Raw genomic sequence first — 15,073 nt, 5'->3', positions numbered from 1 at the left:
TCGGCGCCCCTTAGAACCGGTGGTTCAACGTCAGCTCGAACCGGCGGCTAGGCCCGTAGAACCACTGCGTATTGGTGTAGTACGCGGTGGTGAAGTACGCGCGGTCAAAGACGTTGAAACCCCGGGCCGTGATGGCGGTGTCCTTGTTGACGTCCCAGCGCAGCGCGAGGTCGGTGGTCGTATAGGACGGCAACTCGACGGTGTTGGCGCTGTCCGCATAGCGCTTGCCCACATACCGCAGCCCGCCCATTGCCGTCCAGCCCGGTTGGAAGTTCCAGCTCAGCCACAGGTTTGCCAGGCGTTGCGGCACGTTGGGCGGCACATTGCCCGCGCGCGACACGGCCGCGCCGCCGACCGACTCGGAAAAGTCGTCGTATTTGGCCCGCAGCACGGTGGCGTTGGCGTCGATCGTCCAGCCGGGCGCCAGCGCCAGCGACAGCGATGCCTCCAGCCCCCGAGACGATTGCTCGCCCACCTGCACCCGAAGGCTGGGATCATCGGCGTCGCGCGACAACAGGTTTGTCTTGCGGATCTCGTAGGCCGCCAGCGTCCACTCGCCGCGGCCGTCCAGGAAATTCTGTTTCAAGCCGATTTCGATCTGCTTGCCGCGCGACATGTCGAACCCCGCGTTGGCCGGACTGAGCATCAAGAGGCCGCTGACCGGATCGGCCGCTTCCGCGTACTGTGCGTAGACAGCCAGATCCGGCGTCAGGTCGTACACGGTGCCCACGCGCCAACCCACGTCGGCATACGTACTGGACAGGGTGCGTTGGCCGGTGACCAGATCGTCGCGCGTCACTTTCGCATGGTCGTAGCGCAGCCCGCCGATGAGAGACCACTTGCTCGTCAGCGCGAGGCGGTCTTCCACGAAGAGCGCAAACTGGTCGGCCTCGTTGCGATAGCGCGGAATGAACGGCACGTTGCTCTGGTAGTGGCCATGTGCCGGATCATAGGGATCCACGGGGCCCGAACTGCCGGTGTACGTGTTGTTGATGTGCTTGAACGTGGCGTGGTTGACGTCAAAGCCCACGGACACCGTGTTGTCCAGGCCGGCCAGTTGGCCCTTGAACACGGCGCTGGTCGTCAGGCCGGTCTGGGTCTGGTCGTGCGTGATCTGCGTGTTGTCCGAGCGGTCGATGAGGCGCGTTGCGGGGTTGTACACGTACCGCTCGGCATTGCGCCAGTCGCGGTCGCTTTGCACGTGGTACAGGCGCGCGCGCACCGTGGTCGCGTCGTTGGGCGTCCAGACCGTGTCCAGTTGCGTCCACTGATCGCGAAAGCGCATGAAGCTGTCGGACACGTTGTAGTTCTGCTTGCGCACGGCGTCGTCTTGCTCGCCGTTGATGAGCGGCGTGCCGAAATACCGCATCGGGCGCTGGTAGCCGTAGGCGTAGCTGAGCGTCATGTTCAGGTCCGGCGTCGCGTCCCACCGCAGCGCGCCGGAGAACGTGGCATCGCCCGCTTGGCCCCGGTCCACGTAGCCGTCCGTGTAGTTGCCGCTGACGTCCAGGCGATACGACAACGTATCGCTGAGCGCGCCGCCGCTGCCCAAGCCTATCCGCGCCGTATCCTGCGTGCCGATGGTGGCCTGCACCTCGTTCTGGATGGGCCCGCGCGTCGGACGCTTGGGGATCACGTTGACGACGCCGCCGATCGCGCCGTCGCCATAGATTACGGACGCGGGCCCGCGCAGCACCTCGATGCGCTCGACCGACCACGTATCGAACGGAAACGTCAGGCCGACGCCGCCGTACTGGCGCAGCCCGTCGTACAGGCGCATGACCGACGTGCTGTCGGTAAAGCCGCGCACCGACAAGGCGCTGTTGCCGTTGCCTGGATGGGGCGCGGCCGAAAAGCCCGGCGCGCGGGTGATGGCCTCGATCACGCTGGCATCGCCGCGGGATTCGATCTGTTCCCGCGAAATGATGTCGACGCTGGCCGGCGTCTGCATGGGCGTCAGGCCCAGATTGGAGCCCGTGGACGCTTCGGTCGTCAGAGCGGTTTCAGCGCCGCCCATCACGGTGATGGGGGCGAGGGTGGCGGGGGAGGTTTGGGCGGCGGCGTTGAAAGCGGCCAGGAGCAAAGACGTGCCGAGGCACGCGTGCGAACGAGCGATGGTCAAGAGAATCCCTCTTCTTCGATGTCTTCGACAAGATCTGCCGACCGCGGAAAAGCCGGTCGGCAAGGCGCGGCCGGGCCCGGCGCTAGGCGCGGGCGCGGCGGATCAGGAAGACAGGGAAGGCGGGGCGCGTGAACCGAGGGGCGGCCCCAGCGCGGGCAGGGGCGGCGCCGCGCGGTGGACGGGCGTTTCTGGGGCCGCGTAGGCGGCTTGCGCCGTCAGCACGGGCGCAAGACCCGTCTCCGGCAGAATCGCATGCGCGGCCAGGGCGCCGAAGGCGCACGCATCGCTTGCCGCATGCTTGGACTTCGGCTCGGCCGGCAGGTCGAAGGTCACGCTGATCGCGCCACCGGCTTCGCACAACGAGAGCATCAGCGACGTCGTGGACGGCGCCGCCATGAAGCCGCTCGGGATCAGGGCGCGCAGCACGAAAGCGGCCATTGCCAGGCAGACGAGAAACCGCCAAGGCAGGCCGCGGGGCTTTTGCGCAGAGTCCCGGTGAGTAGGCATGGGCGGGATTCTATTACAGAACTTCACGCATTCTGACCGAATTGAATCGCGTGCGGCGTTCTGTCGCAGGGACGTTTAAGATCGAGTGCAACGTGCGCGGTGTTGTCTTTGCACCATCGCTTCCGAACAGGAGATTGCCAGCATGATGCCTCTTTCGAGCGGCATGACGCAGGGCTTGGCGGACGACGCAATGCCCACGGATTCGCCATCTTCGTATCCGCAGGCGCCGTGGAAACTGAGCGGCCATGCACTCCTCAGCATGTGGCGTGTGCCGCTTGCCGACCTGCCCATGCTTCCTCCCGGCGATGCGCGCCTGGTCACTCTGGGACGCCACGCCATTTGCGCCACGGTCTGGACGGCCTACGAATCGGGCGGCACGCTGGCCTACAACGAGTTGCTCTTCGCTACGGCAGTGCGGCACGCGGGGCTGCTGGCGCCGGCGTGCACCGTGGGTCCGATCTGGGTCGACGACGAGGCGGCTGCGGCGGGCGGTAGGCAGTTGTGGGGCATTCCGAAACAGATGGGCCACTTCGTGCCTTTGCCGGCAGATGGAACGTACGCGTCTTTAGTCGCCGAAGAGCAGGCGTCCATGGCGACCGGCGGGACGGCCGTCGCAAGCGTTGAATTTCGGCCAGGCCTGCGCCTCGCGGTACCGTTGCGCCTTGCCGTGTGGACGGTTCAAGGTGGCAAAGCGGGACTGATCCGTACACGTTGCGCTCTGCGGGGCATGGCGCGCTTCGGGTCCGCAAGTTGGCGCATCGCGCCTGATGGGCCGCTGCGCTTTCTGGCAGGGCGCCAACCGATGGCCAGCGCGTGGCTGGGGGATCTATCCGTCCAGTTCGGCGTGTAGCACCCTCCGGAAGGCGTTATAGGCATGCCACTTGCTGCGCCGCCCACCACGGGCAGCAGGTTGTGCCCGCAACCCACGAGGCGATTCCCGTGACCACACTCATCGAAAACCGGTATGCCCTTACCGTGCGCCGCTTCCCCGCGGTGTTCCTTGCCGGGATGTTCCCGTTGTTTCTTGGCGCGGCGCTCGCGGACGCTGCGTATGCGCAGACTTTTCACATCCAATGGAATAATTTCGCGTCCTGGCTGCTCGTTGGCGGGCTGATATTTGGGGCGGTGGCGCTGCTGTTTGCCATCGTCGACCTGTTCAGGGCCACACAGCGGGCGCGCGGTGTGGTTCCCTATGCCGTGGTGCTGCTGGCGGCCTGGCTGGTGGGGCTGTTCAATGCGTTCGTTCATGCGCGCGACGCGTGGGCCAGCATGCCCAACGGTCTGATCCTGTCTGTCGTGGGCGCGGTGCTGGCCCTCGTTGCCCTCTGGCTGGGCTTTCGCACGCCGCACATCCGGGGGCCGCTATGAAGAAGAGGAAATTGCTTGCCGGCGTTTCGATGCTGGTGATTGCAGGCGTGTGCGGCGCGCAGACCGCAGGCCAGTATGGACCGTCGCCCGATCTGCCCAAGCCCGAGCGGGGGCTGTTGCCGGACATGGTGATCGCCAAGCCCGCCAAATGGGGCGACAAAGTGCCGACGGTGCCCGAGGGCTACAAGATCTCGGCCATCGCCACGGACCTGAAGATTCCGCGTCAGACGCTTGTGCTGCCCAATGGCGACATTCTGGTCGCCGAGGGCCGGGGCGGCAGTGCCCCCGACCTCAAACCCAAGGACGTGATCGCGGGCATCATCAAGGCCCGGGGCACCAGTCCCGTCAAGGGCGGCAACCGGCTGACGCTGCTGCGCGACACCAAGGGCGATGGCACCTACGAGGCCTCCGTCTTTGCGGAAAACCTTAACGCGCCGTACGGTCTGGCCCTCGTCGGCAATCAGCTGTACGTGGCCAACCAGGACGCGCTGGTGCGGTTCGCCTATGAACCGGGGCAGACCAAGGCGAGCGGTCCGCCGGAGACGGTCACGCCGCTGCCCGCCGAGATCAACCATCACTGGACCAAGGCGCTGACCGCCAGTGCGGACGGGCAGTATCTTTACGTGGGCATCGGCTCGAACAGCAACATCACCGAACGCGGCATGACGGCCGAAATGGATCGGGCGCGCATCTGGCGCATCAACGCCAGCACGGGCGAATACAAGACCTATGCCACCGGCCTGCGCAATCCGACCGCGCTTACGATCCAACCGGCCACGGGCCAGTTGTGGGCCGTGGTCAACGAACGCGATGAGCTGGGTCCGGACCTGGTGCCCGACTACCTCACGACCGTCAAGGAGGGCGCGTTCTACGGCTGGCCTTACAGCTATTGGGGCAAGAACGTGGACGAACGCGTGCGGCCGCAGGATCCCGCCAAGGTTGCATCGGCCATTGCGCCGGATTACAGCCTGGGTTCGCACGTGGCGGCGCTGGGCGTGGACTTCTCGACCGCGACGATGGGCGACCGGTTTGCCAACGGTGTGTTCGTCGGCGAGCACGGCAGCTGGAACCGCGCCGATCCGGTGGGCTACAAGGTGGTCTTCGTTCCGTTCACGGATGGGCGCCCGTCCGGGCCGCCCGTTGATTTCGTCGCGGGCTTTCGCGACGAGGACGGCACGACGCGCGGACGTCCGGTGGGCGTGACGGTCGATCCGAAGGGCGCGCTCATCGTGGCCGACGACCTGTCGAACACGATCTGGCGCATCACGCCCGCGCAGGCGCCCAAGCCGGTCGCAGCGGTGCAGCCTTAAATCTTATTTACAGAGGGCCTGCCGAGCGTGCGCGTTGTGTTGCGCCGCAGCGTTCACAGGCCCCGCACAGGAGCAAACATGGCAACACTTCAAGACATCAACATCGCGATTCTGGCCGTCGACGGATTCGAGCAGGTCGAACTCACGGGGCCGCGCGACCGTCTGCACGAAGAAGGCGCCCGCACCGTGGTGGTGTCGGCGCGCACTGACCCGATCCAGGGCATGCACCACGACAAGCCCGGCGACAAGTTCCCCGTGGATCTCACGTTTCTGCAGGCTGCGTCCGAGCCGGACGTCTTTGATGCCCTGCTGCTGCCCGGCGGTGTGGTCAATGCCGACGAGATCCGGATGCAGCCCAAGGCCCAGGAACTGGTGCGCGCCTGCATGGACGCGGGCAAGCCGGTGGCGGTCATCTGCCACGGCGCATGGCTGCTGATCTCGGCCGGCGTGGTCAAGGGGCGCAAGATGACCAGTTGGCCGTCGCTGCAGGATGACCTGCGCAATGCGGGCGTGCAGTGGGTGGATGAGGAAGTGGTCGTGGACGGCGTGCTGGTGTCCAGCCGCAAGCCGGACGATATTCCCGCGTTCAATGACGCCTTCGTTCAGGTGCTGGGCAAGGCGGTCAAGGGGCGCGCGGCGAAGTAGGGCCGGCCGCGTCGAGCAAAGCCGGGGAGCGCCGCACCCCGGCCGCATGCGCTACGCGCGCTTGAGCGCCACGGTCACCAGCACCGACGCGTTTTCCAGCGCGAACAGCGCGTGCGGCGCGCGGCCCGGCAGGTACATCAGGTGGCCGGGGTAGAGGACGTGCGTGGCGCCTTCGGCGGTGACCTCGATGCTGCCCTCCAGGCACTGCAGGGTGATCTCGCCGGCGACGTCATGCGAGGGCATGGTCTTGCCGGCGAGCAGCACCAGGCGCATGACCTCTAGGTCGTCGGACTTGAAAAGCGCGATCGACTGCTTTTGCGCTAGCGCGGCCCCGTAGGGCTTGAGATCGATGACTTGCCCGGGATCCGCATGTTTGAGGGCCATGATGCATCCTTCGCAGGGAGGGGAGCTGTCAACGATACCCCATCCCCACGGCGGCGCCGCGGCCTGCGATCAATTGATCTTGATGCCGCGTTCCTTGACCAGATCCTTCCACTGCGCCGTTTCCTTGGCCAGATGGTCGCGCAGCGCGTCCGGCGTGCTGCCGATCGGCTCGGCGCCGATCGAATCCAGCGTCGCCTTCACCTTGGGATCGGCCAGCGCGGCGCGCATGGCGTCATTCAGCTTGGCTACCGCTTCCGGCGGCGTGCCGGCGGGCGCAAAGGCAGCGAACCAGGGCATCAGCTCATAACCGGGCACGCCGGCCTCCTGCATCGTCGGCACGTCGGGCAGGGCAGCCGACCGCTTGGTGGTGGTGACGCCCAGCGCGCGCAGCTTGCCGCTCGCGATGTGGGGCTTGGCGGACGTGATGCTGTCGAACATGTAATCCACCTGGCCGCCCAGCAGGTCGGCGACGGCGGGGCCGCTGCCCTTGTAAGGCACGTGCAGCATGTCCACCCCGGTCATCGACACGAACATCTCACCGGCCAGGTGAATGGAGGTGCCAACGCCCGCGGAGGCGTATGTGTAGTGCTTGGGCTGCGCCTTGGCCTTAGCGATCACATCCGCGACACTGGTCGCGCCGGTACGCGCTGGATTGGTCACCAGCACATTGGGCACGACCGCCAGCAGCGAGATGGGCGCGAAGTCCTTGACGGGGTCGTAGTTCAGGTCCTGGTACAGCGCCGGATTGACGGCCATGCCGTTGGCGACGATCAGGATGGTGTAGCCGTCGGGCTTGGCGCGCGCCACGGCCGCCGCGCCAATGTTGCCGCCCGCGCCGGCGCGATTCTCGACGATGAAGGACGTGTTCAGCTGCTTGCCCATCGATTCGCCCAGCGTGCGCGCGATGCTGTCCATCGCGCCGCCGGGCGGGAAAGGCACGATCCACTTCACGGGGTGATCCGGATAGGCATCGGCCTGCGCGGCGGTTGCGCCGGCCAGCAGCGAGGCGGCCAGCAATGCGCGGGCAAAGGGTCTGAATACATGGCGCATGCGCATGGTTGTCTCCGTAACGCTTGATTTATTGGTGGCGAGGTCCGCGCGCGATTAATACTCTGATCGACGGTGCCTGCCCGATGGGCGCAGTATCGCTTGCCTTTTTTTCAAGTGTCCAAGACTATATGGGTTTCAATTCATACCTCCAGGGTCTTAATCGCCATGGAACTCAGGCACTTGCGGTACTTCCAGGCGGTGGCCGACGCAGGCAGTTTCACGCTGGCAGCCTCGCGGCTGCACATTGCGCAGCCGCCGCTCAGCCGCCAGATCAAGCAGCTGGAGGAAGAGCTGGGCGTGCAGCTGTTCGAACGGACCACGCGGGCGCTGCGCCTGACCGAGGCGGGCCGTTTCCTGCTGGAGCAATCGCGCCTGCTGACCGCCCGTCTGGACGAAGTGCTGGAAGGCACGCGCCGGTTGGGCCAGACCGAGCGGCGCTGGTTCGGCATCGGCTTCGTGCCGTCGACGCTTTACGGTTTCGTGCCGGAATTGATCCGGCTGCTGCGCGGCGCGGATGAGCGGGTCGAAGTGGGCCTGATGGAAATGAACACGTTGCCGCAGCTCGAGGCGCTGAAGGCGGGGCGCATCGATCTGGGCATTGGCCGCATCCTGCTGGACGACCCCGCGATCGAGCGGCGCGTGTTGATGACCGAGCCGCTGATGGCCGCGGTGCCCTTGCATCATCCGCTGGCCGGCCTTGGCAGCGTCGCCGTCAGCCGCCTGGCGCGCGAGCCTTTCGTGCTGTATCCGGCGCGTCCGCGCCCGAACTACGCGGATCATGTGCTGGGCCTGTTTCGCGCGGCCGGCTACTCGCTGCAGGTGGTGCAAGAGGCCAACGAACTGCAGACCGCGATCGGGCTGGTCGCGGCGGGCTTGGGGGTGACCGTGGTGCCCGCCTCCGTGCAGCGCCTGCAGCGCCAGGATGTGGCCCACGTGCGCATCGAGGCCGATGCCTTCGTGTCGCCCGTGATCGTCAGCTATCGCAAGGACGATGCGTCGGCGTTTCTGGCGCGGGCGCTGGAACTGGCGGGCGAGCTTGCCAGGAAATAGGCGCGGCCACGCGGTAGTGGCTTCGCGTTAGGTGCGGCCCGCGGGCGAATACGCGCCCACCACCTCGACGATCCAGTCGATGAAGGCGCGCAGCTTGGCGCTGACGTGGCGGTTTGGCGGGAATGCGACGTACATCGGCATCGGGTCCAGCCTCCAGTCCTCGAAGACCGGCACCAGCTCACCCTTGGCCAGGTGCGGCGCGGACATGTAGTCCGGCAGCCACATCACGCCCATGCCGGCAAGTCCCGCCGCCAGGTAGGCATTGCCATCGTCCACCGCCAGCACGTAGCGGCCGTGCACATTGACGACCTCCTTGCCGCGCCGCATGGCATAAGGCAGCGCGCGCCCGGTGCGTTGCCACAGAAAACCCACGATGCGGTGGTGCGTGTCTTCAAGCTCGCGCGGGTGCGCGGGCTTGCCGGCCAGCTTCAGGTACGAGGGCGCGGCGTAGACGCCCAGTTGCAGGTCGCCGACGCGGCGGGCCATCAGGGACTGGTCGGTCAGCTCGCCGCCGCGCACGACACAATCGATGTTCTCGCCGATCAGGTCGACGATGCGATCGCTGACGCCCATGTCGAGCTGGATGTCGGGATAGCGCGCGTGAAAGTCCGGCAAGGCGGGCACGAGCACCATGCGCGCCAGCGGACTGGGCACGTCCACGCGCAGCCGGCCGCGCGGCGCTTCCGCGGCGCTGGACAGGCTGGTTTCGGCATCGTCCATGTCGGCCAGCAGCTTGATCACGCGCTCGTAGTACGCCGCGCCATCGGCCGTGACATTGACCTTGCGCGTGGTGCGGTTCAACAGGCGCACCCGCAGGCGTGCCTCAAGCTGCTGGACCAGCTGTGTCACGCTCGTCTTGCTCATGTGCAGGGTTTCGGCGGCCTTGGTGAAGCTGCCGGTTTCCACCACGCGCGCAAACGCGGTCATTGCGTCGAATCTGTCCATGGCTGCGCGAAGAGAATTGGGATTGTTTGGATTCTACAAATAGTGATGGATGCAGTTGACCGTTTATCCCCGGGGCGGGCGCTTTTACAGTTTGCCCAATGTCAACGCGGGCTGTCGGACAGCCCACCACCAGGAGAACGCCATGACCAAACGCGACGTTGTTTTTCCTCCCAATCGCCATGCGCTCTACGAGCGCAACCGTTATTCGCCGGCGGTTCGCTCCAACGGCTTTCTGTTCGTGTCCGGCCAGGTCGGCAGCCATGACGACGGGTCGCCGGAGCCCGACCTGCGCGAGCAGGTGCGGATGGCCTTCCGGAATCTGAACGCCATCCTGCACGCGGCGGGTGCGTCGTTTGACGACGTCGTCGACGTGACGGTCTTCATGGTCGATCCGCAGTCGCAGTTCGAAACCATGTGGGAGGTGGTGCCCGAATTCTGGGGCGAGGCGCCGTATCCGAACATTACGGCGGTCGGGGTCACCTGGCTGTACGGATTCCAGTTCGAGATCAAGGTCATCGCCAAGGTGCCCGACGCCGCGGCTGCTTGATCGGGCGGCGCTGCGGCTTATCAAGGCTTGCGGAAGACGACGACCTTGCTCGTCAACTTCTGCAGCGCCTCGTCGCGCTGATTCGATGTGATCGATTCCACGACCACGATGGCGCGATCGGGCTTGGAGCGCGATGGCGTGATGCTGATCACGGTGCTCGTCACCTTGACCACATCGTCCGGCCGGGTGGGCAGCGGCCACGCCAGTTCGGCGCCTGCGCCAATGACCCCGCGCGCCACGGGAAAACTCTCGACCAGCAGCTTCATGGTCAGCGCCGCCGTATGCCAGCCGCTGGCCGCCAGCCCCTGGAACAGCGTGTCGCGCGCCGCCTCCGGATCCAGATGAAAGGGTTGCGGGTCGAACTGCGAGGCAAAGCCGACGATCTGCTCGGCGTCCAAGGCATGGGTCTTGCTGACGAAGACGTCACCGACGGACAGGTCTTCCAGGTAGATCAGGGGCGGCTTGGGGGTCTGTGGCATCGATGGCTCCGGCGAGTATCTGGTGGGTGGGGCATTATGGGCGCGGGTTCGCGCCTTGCGCAATGCAGCGGGCGATGACCGTCGCCGAAATCGGGTCCATAATCGGCATGTCTCGTTTTATGGATGTCGCACCATGGCAGAAACCCCCACGTCGTCGCAAGAGATCCGTCCGCTGGAGATCGGCGACATCACGGTCATCGACAACACCAAGCTCAAGAAAGCCGTCACGGCGGCGGCGCTTGGCAATGCAATGGAATGGTTTGACTTTGGCGTCTACGGTTTCGTGGCGTTCGCACTGGGCAAGGTGTTCTTCCCGGACGCTTCGCCCGCCGTGCAAACCATCGCCGCGCTCGGCACGTTTTCCGTGCCGTTTCTGGTGCGACCGTTGGGAGGCGTGTTCTTCGGCGTCATGGGCGATCGCTTCGGGCGCCAGAAGGTGCTGTCGCTCACCATCATCATCATGGCCATCAGCACGTTCTGCATTGGCCTCATTCCCGCATACGCCACGATCGGCCTGTGGGCGCCGATCCTGCTGCTGCTGTGCAAGCTGGCGCAAGGTTTCTCCGTCGGCGGCGAATACACCGGTGCGGCCGTTTTCGTCGCGGAGTACGCGCCGGACAGGCAGCGGGGTTTCCTGGGCAGCTGGCTGGACTTCGGCTCGATAGCCGGCTTTGTCGTGGGCGCCGGCATGGTCGTGCTGTTGCAGACCATGCTGGGCGAGCAGACGTTTCTGGACTGGGGCTGGCGCATTCCTTTCTTCGTGGCGGGGCCGCTGGGCCTGTTGGGCTTGTATCTGCGGCATGCGGCCGAAGAAACCCCGGCCTTCACGCAGCAGCTCGAACGGATGGAAAAGGAAGATCGCGACGCCGTGCAGGAAAAGCCGTCGGTGTCCTTCCGCGAGATCTTCGCCAAATACCGCCGCGCCTTGCTGGTCAGCATCGGCATGGTGCTGGTGACCAACATCACCTATTACATGCTGCTGACCTATATGCCGACTTACCTGTCGGGCAGCCTGGGCTACACCGAAGGCCACGGGGTGCTCATCATCGTCGTGGTGATGGTGGGCATGCTGTTCGTGCAGCCGGTGGTGGGTTTCGTCAGCGACAAGGTCGGGCGCAAGCCGTTTCTGCTGGTCGGCAGCCTGGGGCTCCTGGTTACTGCGATCCCGTCGTTCTTCCTGATCGGCAGCGACAACACCGCGCTGATCTTCCTGGGACTGCTGCTGATCGCCATTTTCCTGAACTGCCTGATCGGCATCATGGCCTCCACGCTGCCGGCGCTGTTCCCCACGCGCATCCGCTATAGCGCATTGGCCAGTTCGTTCAATGTGGCCATCATCTTCGCCGGGCTTACCCCCACCGTGGCCGCGTGGCTGGTCGAAGAGACCGACAACCTGATGATGCCGGCGTATTACCTGATGGCGGCGTCGCTCATCGGGCTGATCACCTCGTTCTTCCTGCCCGAGACCGCCAACCGGCCGCTGCGCGGCGAGACACCGACCGCTTCCAGCCGCAAGGAAGCCAAGGTGCTGTTGCAGCAGGCGTACGAGCACATTGAACAAAGTGTGCAGGACGTGGATGCCGAGATCGCGGCGCTGGAAGAAAAGCTGGATGCGCTGCGTGTGCGCCGCCAACGGCTGGCGGACAGGCATCCGGGTATTGAATGAGAGCTGCCGCCCGGACTTGTCCGGGCGGCGCTTCATGTTAAGGAGCAAGTCATGAGCGTGCCATTCAAACAGGTGGATGTGTTTACCAGCGAACCCTATCGCGGTAATCCCGTCGCGGTGGTGCTGCAGGCGCAGGGCATGACCGACGAGCAGATGCGGCGTATCGCCAACTGGACGAATCTGTCGGAAACCACCTTTGTGCTGCCGCCAACGCAGTCCGGCGCTGACTATCTGGTCCGGATCTTCACGCCGCAGGCCGAGCTGCCCTTTGCGGGGCATCCCACGCTGGGAACGGCGCACGCGCTGCTGGAAGCCGGCATCGTCCAGGCGCGCGGCGGCAGACTGGTGCAGGAATGCGCCGCGGGCCTGATCGACCTGTCGGTCACCGAGATCACCGGCGGCAGTCCGCGTATTGCCTTCACGCTTCCGGAGGCCCGGTTCACCGAACTGAGCGCAGACCTGGTCGATGAAATGGAAGGGATACTGGGTTCGGCAGTCCTGCATGATCCCGCGCCCAAGCTCGTCAATGTGGGCCCGGTGTGGACGATCGCGCAGTTGCCCAGCGCGCAGGCCGTGCTGACGCTGCGCCCGGACTTTGCCCGCATGGCCGAGTTTGACCGCCGCAACCAGGCTGCCGGCATCGTGGTGTATGGGGCGAATGGCGAAGGCGCGGAAAGCGCCATCGAGGTCCGCGCCTTTGCCCCCAGCCTGGGCGCAAACGAAGACCCGGTGTGCGGCAGCGGCAACGGATCGGTGGCGGCGTTCATCCGCGATGCGGGGCAAGTGCAGCAGTTTGGGACGGAATACCTCAGCACGCAGGGCGCGGCGGTGGGGCGGTCGGGCAGGCTGAACATCGCGTTCGGTGCGGACGGCGCCATTCGCGTGGGCGGGCAATCCGTGACGTGCATCGACGGCCGCATTGCGGTGTGAACGTGCGCCGGCATGTGGGGCGGCCGGCATCGGTGCGGCGGGCATTGACGCGGCCTGCTCAGTCGCGGCCTGCTCAGGCGCGATCCGTGCCCGGTTTTCGGCCGGCGCCGCGTGCACTATGCTTGAACGTCGCGCATTGCAGCAAGGGTTGAGCGCATCACTTTCCTGCCAAGGAGGAGCAAGATGGCCAGCAAAAACACGATTTGCCTGTGGTACGACGGCGACGCGCTGGACGCGGCGAATTTCTACGCCCGGACGTTTCCGGACAGCGAGGTGGGCGCCGTCCATCGCGCGCCCGGCGACTACCCGTCGGGTCAGCAGGGCGACATCCTGATGGTCAACTTCACCGTCATGGGCATTCCCTGCGTGGGGCTCAATGGCGGCGACGCATTTCAGCACAACGAATCGTTTTCCTTTCAGGTCGCGACCGACGATCAGGCCGAAACCGACCGCCTGTGGGACGCGATCGTCTCGAATGGCGGCCAGGAGAGCGATTGCGGCTGGTGCAAGGACAAATGGGGCGTGTCCTGGCAGATCACGCCCCGGGCGCTGCTCGCGGCAGTCACGGATCTTGACCAGGCAGCTGCCAAGCGTGCATTCGAGGCGATGATGACGATGAAGAAGATCGACATTGCGACCATCGAAGCCGCGCGCCGGGGATGATGCCGCGGTTTGCAGAGCGGGCAGCGCGCGCGGTGAAACGCCGGGCCAGTTCCGTGGATTGGAATCTCCGGTTTTGGGGGCCGTATCAGCAAGAATGACCTGTCGATGGAACAAAAATCCGGGGTCGGATGACAGGCCCCGGTAAGGATGTTGCACGCGTGGGAAAGCCCCGTAAAATCCCGCAGCCGCCGCGATATTTCGGCGAAATCTCCTGACTTTCGAGATGTACGTCGATCTTCTCACTCTTTACCTGTTGGCAGTCGGAACACTGCTTGTCAGCGCCGGCCTGATGTTCTGGGAGCAGCGGGCCAATCCCAAACGCAGCAAGGAACTGCGCATCCTGGCATCTGGATTCGCCACGCTGGCTGTCGGCTGCGCGGCAGCGCTGTATCGCCGCGACTTGCCTGGTGTCAGCGGCGCGGCGATCAGCAATCTGGTCATCCTGGGTGGCTACCTGCTGGTGCTCAATGGCGTTGCCGCGCTGAGCGGACGGCGTTATGTGCGCACCGCCGCCTGTGTGCTGGTGGGCATGGGGCTGACCTGGGTGATCGGCGGCGTGCGCTGGCTGGACGTCATGTGGACGCACGTAAGCTCGGTGCCGATTGCGCTCGTCAGCGGGTTGACGGCCTGGGAGCTGTTGCGCTGCCAGGCGCTCAAGCCACGGCGCTCACGGTACATCGTGGTTGCGGTTGCCGGGGTGCATACCGCCGTATATGCAGCACGTGCGCTTGTCCTGCCGTGGTTCGCGACCGAGTCCGGCGGCCAGGTCCTGGCGCTGGCCGGCAAGCTCACCATCTATGAAGGCGTGCTGTATTCCGTGGTGCTGCCCATGATGCTGCTCAAGCTCATCCGCGACGAAACCCACAGCCAGCTGCTGATGGAATCGCAGACCGATTACCTGACGCGGCTGGGAAACCGGCGCTGGTTCGTCGAACAAGGCGCGCGCATCCTGAACGGCAAGGAAGGGCGGGGCACGGTGGCGGTGCTCGCATTCGACCTGGATCACTTCAAGTCCGTCAATGACCGCTATGGACATCAGGCGGGCGATCAGGTGCTGAAATCATTTGCCGAAACCGCGCGCGAGGTCCTCGGTGACGACACCATTCTTGCGCGCATCGGCGGCGAGGAATTTGCCGCGCTGCTGTGGGGGGATGACGCGAAGGGCGCCCACACGTTGGGCAAGGCCATGGCCGAGCGTTTCGCGGTCACCGTCTCGAACCGGATGGACGGCATCGGCATTGCCGCGACGGTAAGCATCGGGTTGGCCCGCTTCGAGGGCGACACGCCCACCATCATGGACGCGCTGGCCATCGCGGATCAGGCGCTCTACCGGGCCAAGAAAATGGGCGGCAACCGGCTGGAACTGGCCGGCGCGCCCGCGCCGGTCACGGCTTGATCGGCGGCAAG

Annotated in this window: 16 protein-coding genes; 10 read left to right on the top strand and 6 right to left on the bottom strand. The window is 65.5% G+C overall.

Annotated elements, in window-relative coordinates:
* Positions 1-10: 10 nt before the first annotated feature.
* Together QEP15_RS13680 and QEP15_RS13675 are read right to left on the bottom strand one after the other, a co-directional pair.
* Positions 11-2,122: a TonB-dependent receptor gene (locus tag QEP15_RS13680; RefSeq protein ID WP_152384567.1), complete on the bottom strand. Its 2,112-nt coding sequence runs from the start codon at positions 2,120-2,122 to the stop codon at positions 11-13.
* A gap of 102 nt (positions 2,123-2,224) precedes the next feature.
* Entirely contained in the window at positions 2,225-2,629 is a 405-nt protein-coding gene (locus tag QEP15_RS13675; protein WP_142055052.1) for a DUF2946 family protein, read from the bottom strand.
* A 142-nt stretch (positions 2,630-2,771) separates the two neighbouring features.
* On the opposite strand from QEP15_RS13675, the gene QEP15_RS13670 reads away from it, so the two are divergent.
* The 4 genes from QEP15_RS13670 (at position 2,772) to QEP15_RS13655 (ending at position 5,952) form a co-directional block, all read left to right on the top strand.
* On the top strand, positions 2,772-3,479 hold the full coding sequence (locus QEP15_RS13670; RefSeq protein ID WP_152384566.1) for an acetoacetate decarboxylase family protein: 708 nt from the start codon (positions 2,772-2,774) through the stop codon (positions 3,477-3,479).
* 89 nt (positions 3,480-3,568) lie between these two features.
* The gene (locus tag QEP15_RS13665; RefSeq protein ID WP_056318443.1) at positions 3,569-3,997 is read left to right on the top strand and encodes a DUF2231 domain-containing protein; all 429 of its coding nucleotides are present in this window, start codon (positions 3,569-3,571) and stop codon (positions 3,995-3,997) included.
* Positions 3,994-5,307, top strand: coding sequence for a PQQ-dependent sugar dehydrogenase (locus QEP15_RS13660; protein WP_280147559.1), 1,314 nt, complete (start codon positions 3,994-3,996; stop codon positions 5,305-5,307). The genes QEP15_RS13665 and QEP15_RS13660 overlap by 4 nt, the downstream gene beginning before the upstream one ends.
* A 78-nt stretch (positions 5,308-5,385) precedes the next feature.
* The gene (locus tag QEP15_RS13655) at positions 5,386-5,952 is read left to right on the top strand and encodes a type 1 glutamine amidotransferase domain-containing protein (protein WP_253855319.1); all 567 of its coding nucleotides are present in this window, start codon (positions 5,386-5,388) and stop codon (positions 5,950-5,952) included.
* A gap of 51 nt (positions 5,953-6,003) precedes the next feature.
* On the opposite strand, the gene QEP15_RS13650 is transcribed toward QEP15_RS13655, so the two are convergent.
* Both QEP15_RS13650 and QEP15_RS13645 read right to left on the bottom strand, forming a co-directional pair.
* Positions 6,004-6,336 carry a cupin domain-containing protein gene (locus tag QEP15_RS13650; protein WP_253855317.1) on the bottom strand — a complete coding sequence of 111 codons (333 nt, stop codon included), beginning with the start codon at positions 6,334-6,336 and terminating at the stop codon, positions 6,004-6,006.
* Between the two features lie 69 nt (positions 6,337-6,405).
* Positions 6,406-7,392 (bottom strand): tripartite tricarboxylate transporter substrate binding protein, encoded by a 987-nt coding sequence (locus tag QEP15_RS13645; protein ID WP_152384561.1) that lies wholly within the window; start codon positions 7,390-7,392, stop codon positions 6,406-6,408.
* 159 nt (positions 7,393-7,551) lie between these two features.
* Here QEP15_RS13645 and QEP15_RS13640 point away from each other — a divergent pair, with 159 nt between their 5' ends.
* The gene (locus QEP15_RS13640; RefSeq protein ID WP_152384560.1) at positions 7,552-8,436 is read left to right on the top strand and encodes a LysR family transcriptional regulator; all 885 of its coding nucleotides are present in this window, start codon (positions 7,552-7,554) and stop codon (positions 8,434-8,436) included.
* 27 nt (positions 8,437-8,463) lie between these two features.
* Here QEP15_RS13640 and QEP15_RS13635 read toward each other — a convergent pair whose 3' ends face one another.
* A complete protein-coding gene (locus tag QEP15_RS13635; protein WP_063954218.1) occupies positions 8,464-9,381 on the bottom strand; it encodes a LysR family transcriptional regulator in 918 nt (305 codons plus the stop codon).
* 142 nt (positions 9,382-9,523) lie between these two features.
* Here QEP15_RS13635 and QEP15_RS13630 point away from each other — a divergent pair, with 142 nt between their 5' ends.
* On the top strand, positions 9,524-9,928 hold the full coding sequence (locus tag QEP15_RS13630) for a RidA family protein (RefSeq protein ID WP_128828294.1): 405 nt from the start codon (positions 9,524-9,526) through the stop codon (positions 9,926-9,928).
* A 20-nt stretch (positions 9,929-9,948) separates the two neighbouring features.
* Here QEP15_RS13630 and QEP15_RS13625 read toward each other — a convergent pair whose 3' ends face one another.
* A complete protein-coding gene (locus QEP15_RS13625) occupies positions 9,949-10,407 on the bottom strand; it encodes a MaoC family dehydratase (RefSeq protein WP_142055069.1) in 459 nt (152 codons plus the stop codon).
* A 133-nt stretch (positions 10,408-10,540) separates the two neighbouring features.
* Between QEP15_RS13625 and proP the strand changes: the two genes are divergently transcribed.
* The 4 genes from proP (at position 10,541) to QEP15_RS13605 (ending at position 15,062) form a co-directional block, all read left to right on the top strand.
* Positions 10,541-12,073: a glycine betaine/L-proline transporter ProP gene (gene proP / locus QEP15_RS13620; RefSeq protein ID WP_056318474.1), complete on the top strand. Its 1,533-nt coding sequence runs from the start codon at positions 10,541-10,543 to the stop codon at positions 12,071-12,073.
* 51 nt (positions 12,074-12,124) lie between these two features.
* Positions 12,125-13,003 (top strand): PhzF family phenazine biosynthesis protein, encoded by an 879-nt coding sequence (locus QEP15_RS13615; protein ID WP_280147558.1) that lies wholly within the window; start codon positions 12,125-12,127, stop codon positions 13,001-13,003.
* Between the two features lie 183 nt (positions 13,004-13,186).
* Positions 13,187-13,666, top strand: a complete 480-nt coding sequence (locus QEP15_RS13610) for a VOC family protein (RefSeq protein WP_062841431.1) — start codon at positions 13,187-13,189, stop codon at positions 13,664-13,666.
* Between the two features lie 223 nt (positions 13,667-13,889).
* Complete coding sequence (locus tag QEP15_RS13605) at positions 13,890-15,062, top strand: GGDEF domain-containing protein (RefSeq protein ID WP_280147557.1); 1,173 nt, start codon at positions 13,890-13,892, stop codon at positions 15,060-15,062.
* The last annotated feature ends 11 nt before the right edge of the window (positions 15,063-15,073 follow it).

The sequence above is a fragment of the Achromobacter mucicolens genome, from assembly GCF_029866465.1.
Taxonomy (GTDB): Bacteria; Pseudomonadota; Gammaproteobacteria; order Burkholderiales; family Burkholderiaceae_B; genus Achromobacter; species Achromobacter mucicolens.
Note: the sequence above shows the minus strand (reverse complement) of the source record. Positions and strands in the feature narration are given on the sequence as shown.

Excerpts from the sequence above, each read along its gene's own strand:
- QEP15_RS13605 (WP_280147557.1), top strand. The coding sequence starts at position 13,890 with ATGTACGTCGATCTTCTCACTCTTTACCTGTTGGCAGTCGGAACACTG.
- QEP15_RS13675 (WP_142055052.1), bottom strand. The coding sequence starts at position 2,629 with ATGCCTACTCACCGGGACTCTGCGCAAAAGCCCCGCGGCCTGCCTTGG.
- QEP15_RS13615 (WP_280147558.1), top strand. The coding sequence starts at position 12,125 with ATGAGCGTGCCATTCAAACAGGTGGATGTGTTTACCAGCGAACCCTAT.
- QEP15_RS13610 (WP_062841431.1), top strand. The coding sequence starts at position 13,187 with ATGGCCAGCAAAAACACGATTTGCCTGTGGTACGACGGCGACGCGCTG.
- QEP15_RS13625 (WP_142055069.1), bottom strand. The coding sequence starts at position 10,407 with ATGCCACAGACCCCCAAGCCGCCCCTGATCTACCTGGAAGACCTGTCC.
- QEP15_RS13635 (WP_063954218.1), bottom strand. The coding sequence starts at position 9,381 with ATGGACAGATTCGACGCAATGACCGCGTTTGCGCGCGTGGTGGAAACC.
- proP (WP_056318474.1), top strand. The coding sequence starts at position 10,541 with ATGGCAGAAACCCCCACGTCGTCGCAAGAGATCCGTCCGCTGGAGATC.
- QEP15_RS13655 (WP_253855319.1), top strand. The coding sequence starts at position 5,386 with ATGGCAACACTTCAAGACATCAACATCGCGATTCTGGCCGTCGACGGA.
- QEP15_RS13650 (WP_253855317.1), bottom strand. The coding sequence starts at position 6,336 with ATGGCCCTCAAACATGCGGATCCCGGGCAAGTCATCGATCTCAAGCCC.
- QEP15_RS13660 (WP_280147559.1), top strand. The coding sequence starts at position 3,994 with ATGAAGAAGAGGAAATTGCTTGCCGGCGTTTCGATGCTGGTGATTGCA.
- QEP15_RS13670 (WP_152384566.1), top strand. The coding sequence starts at position 2,772 with ATGATGCCTCTTTCGAGCGGCATGACGCAGGGCTTGGCGGACGACGCA.
- QEP15_RS13645 (WP_152384561.1), bottom strand. The coding sequence starts at position 7,392 with ATGCGCATGCGCCATGTATTCAGACCCTTTGCCCGCGCATTGCTGGCC.
- QEP15_RS13630 (WP_128828294.1), top strand. The coding sequence starts at position 9,524 with ATGACCAAACGCGACGTTGTTTTTCCTCCCAATCGCCATGCGCTCTAC.
- QEP15_RS13640 (WP_152384560.1), top strand. The coding sequence starts at position 7,552 with ATGGAACTCAGGCACTTGCGGTACTTCCAGGCGGTGGCCGACGCAGGC.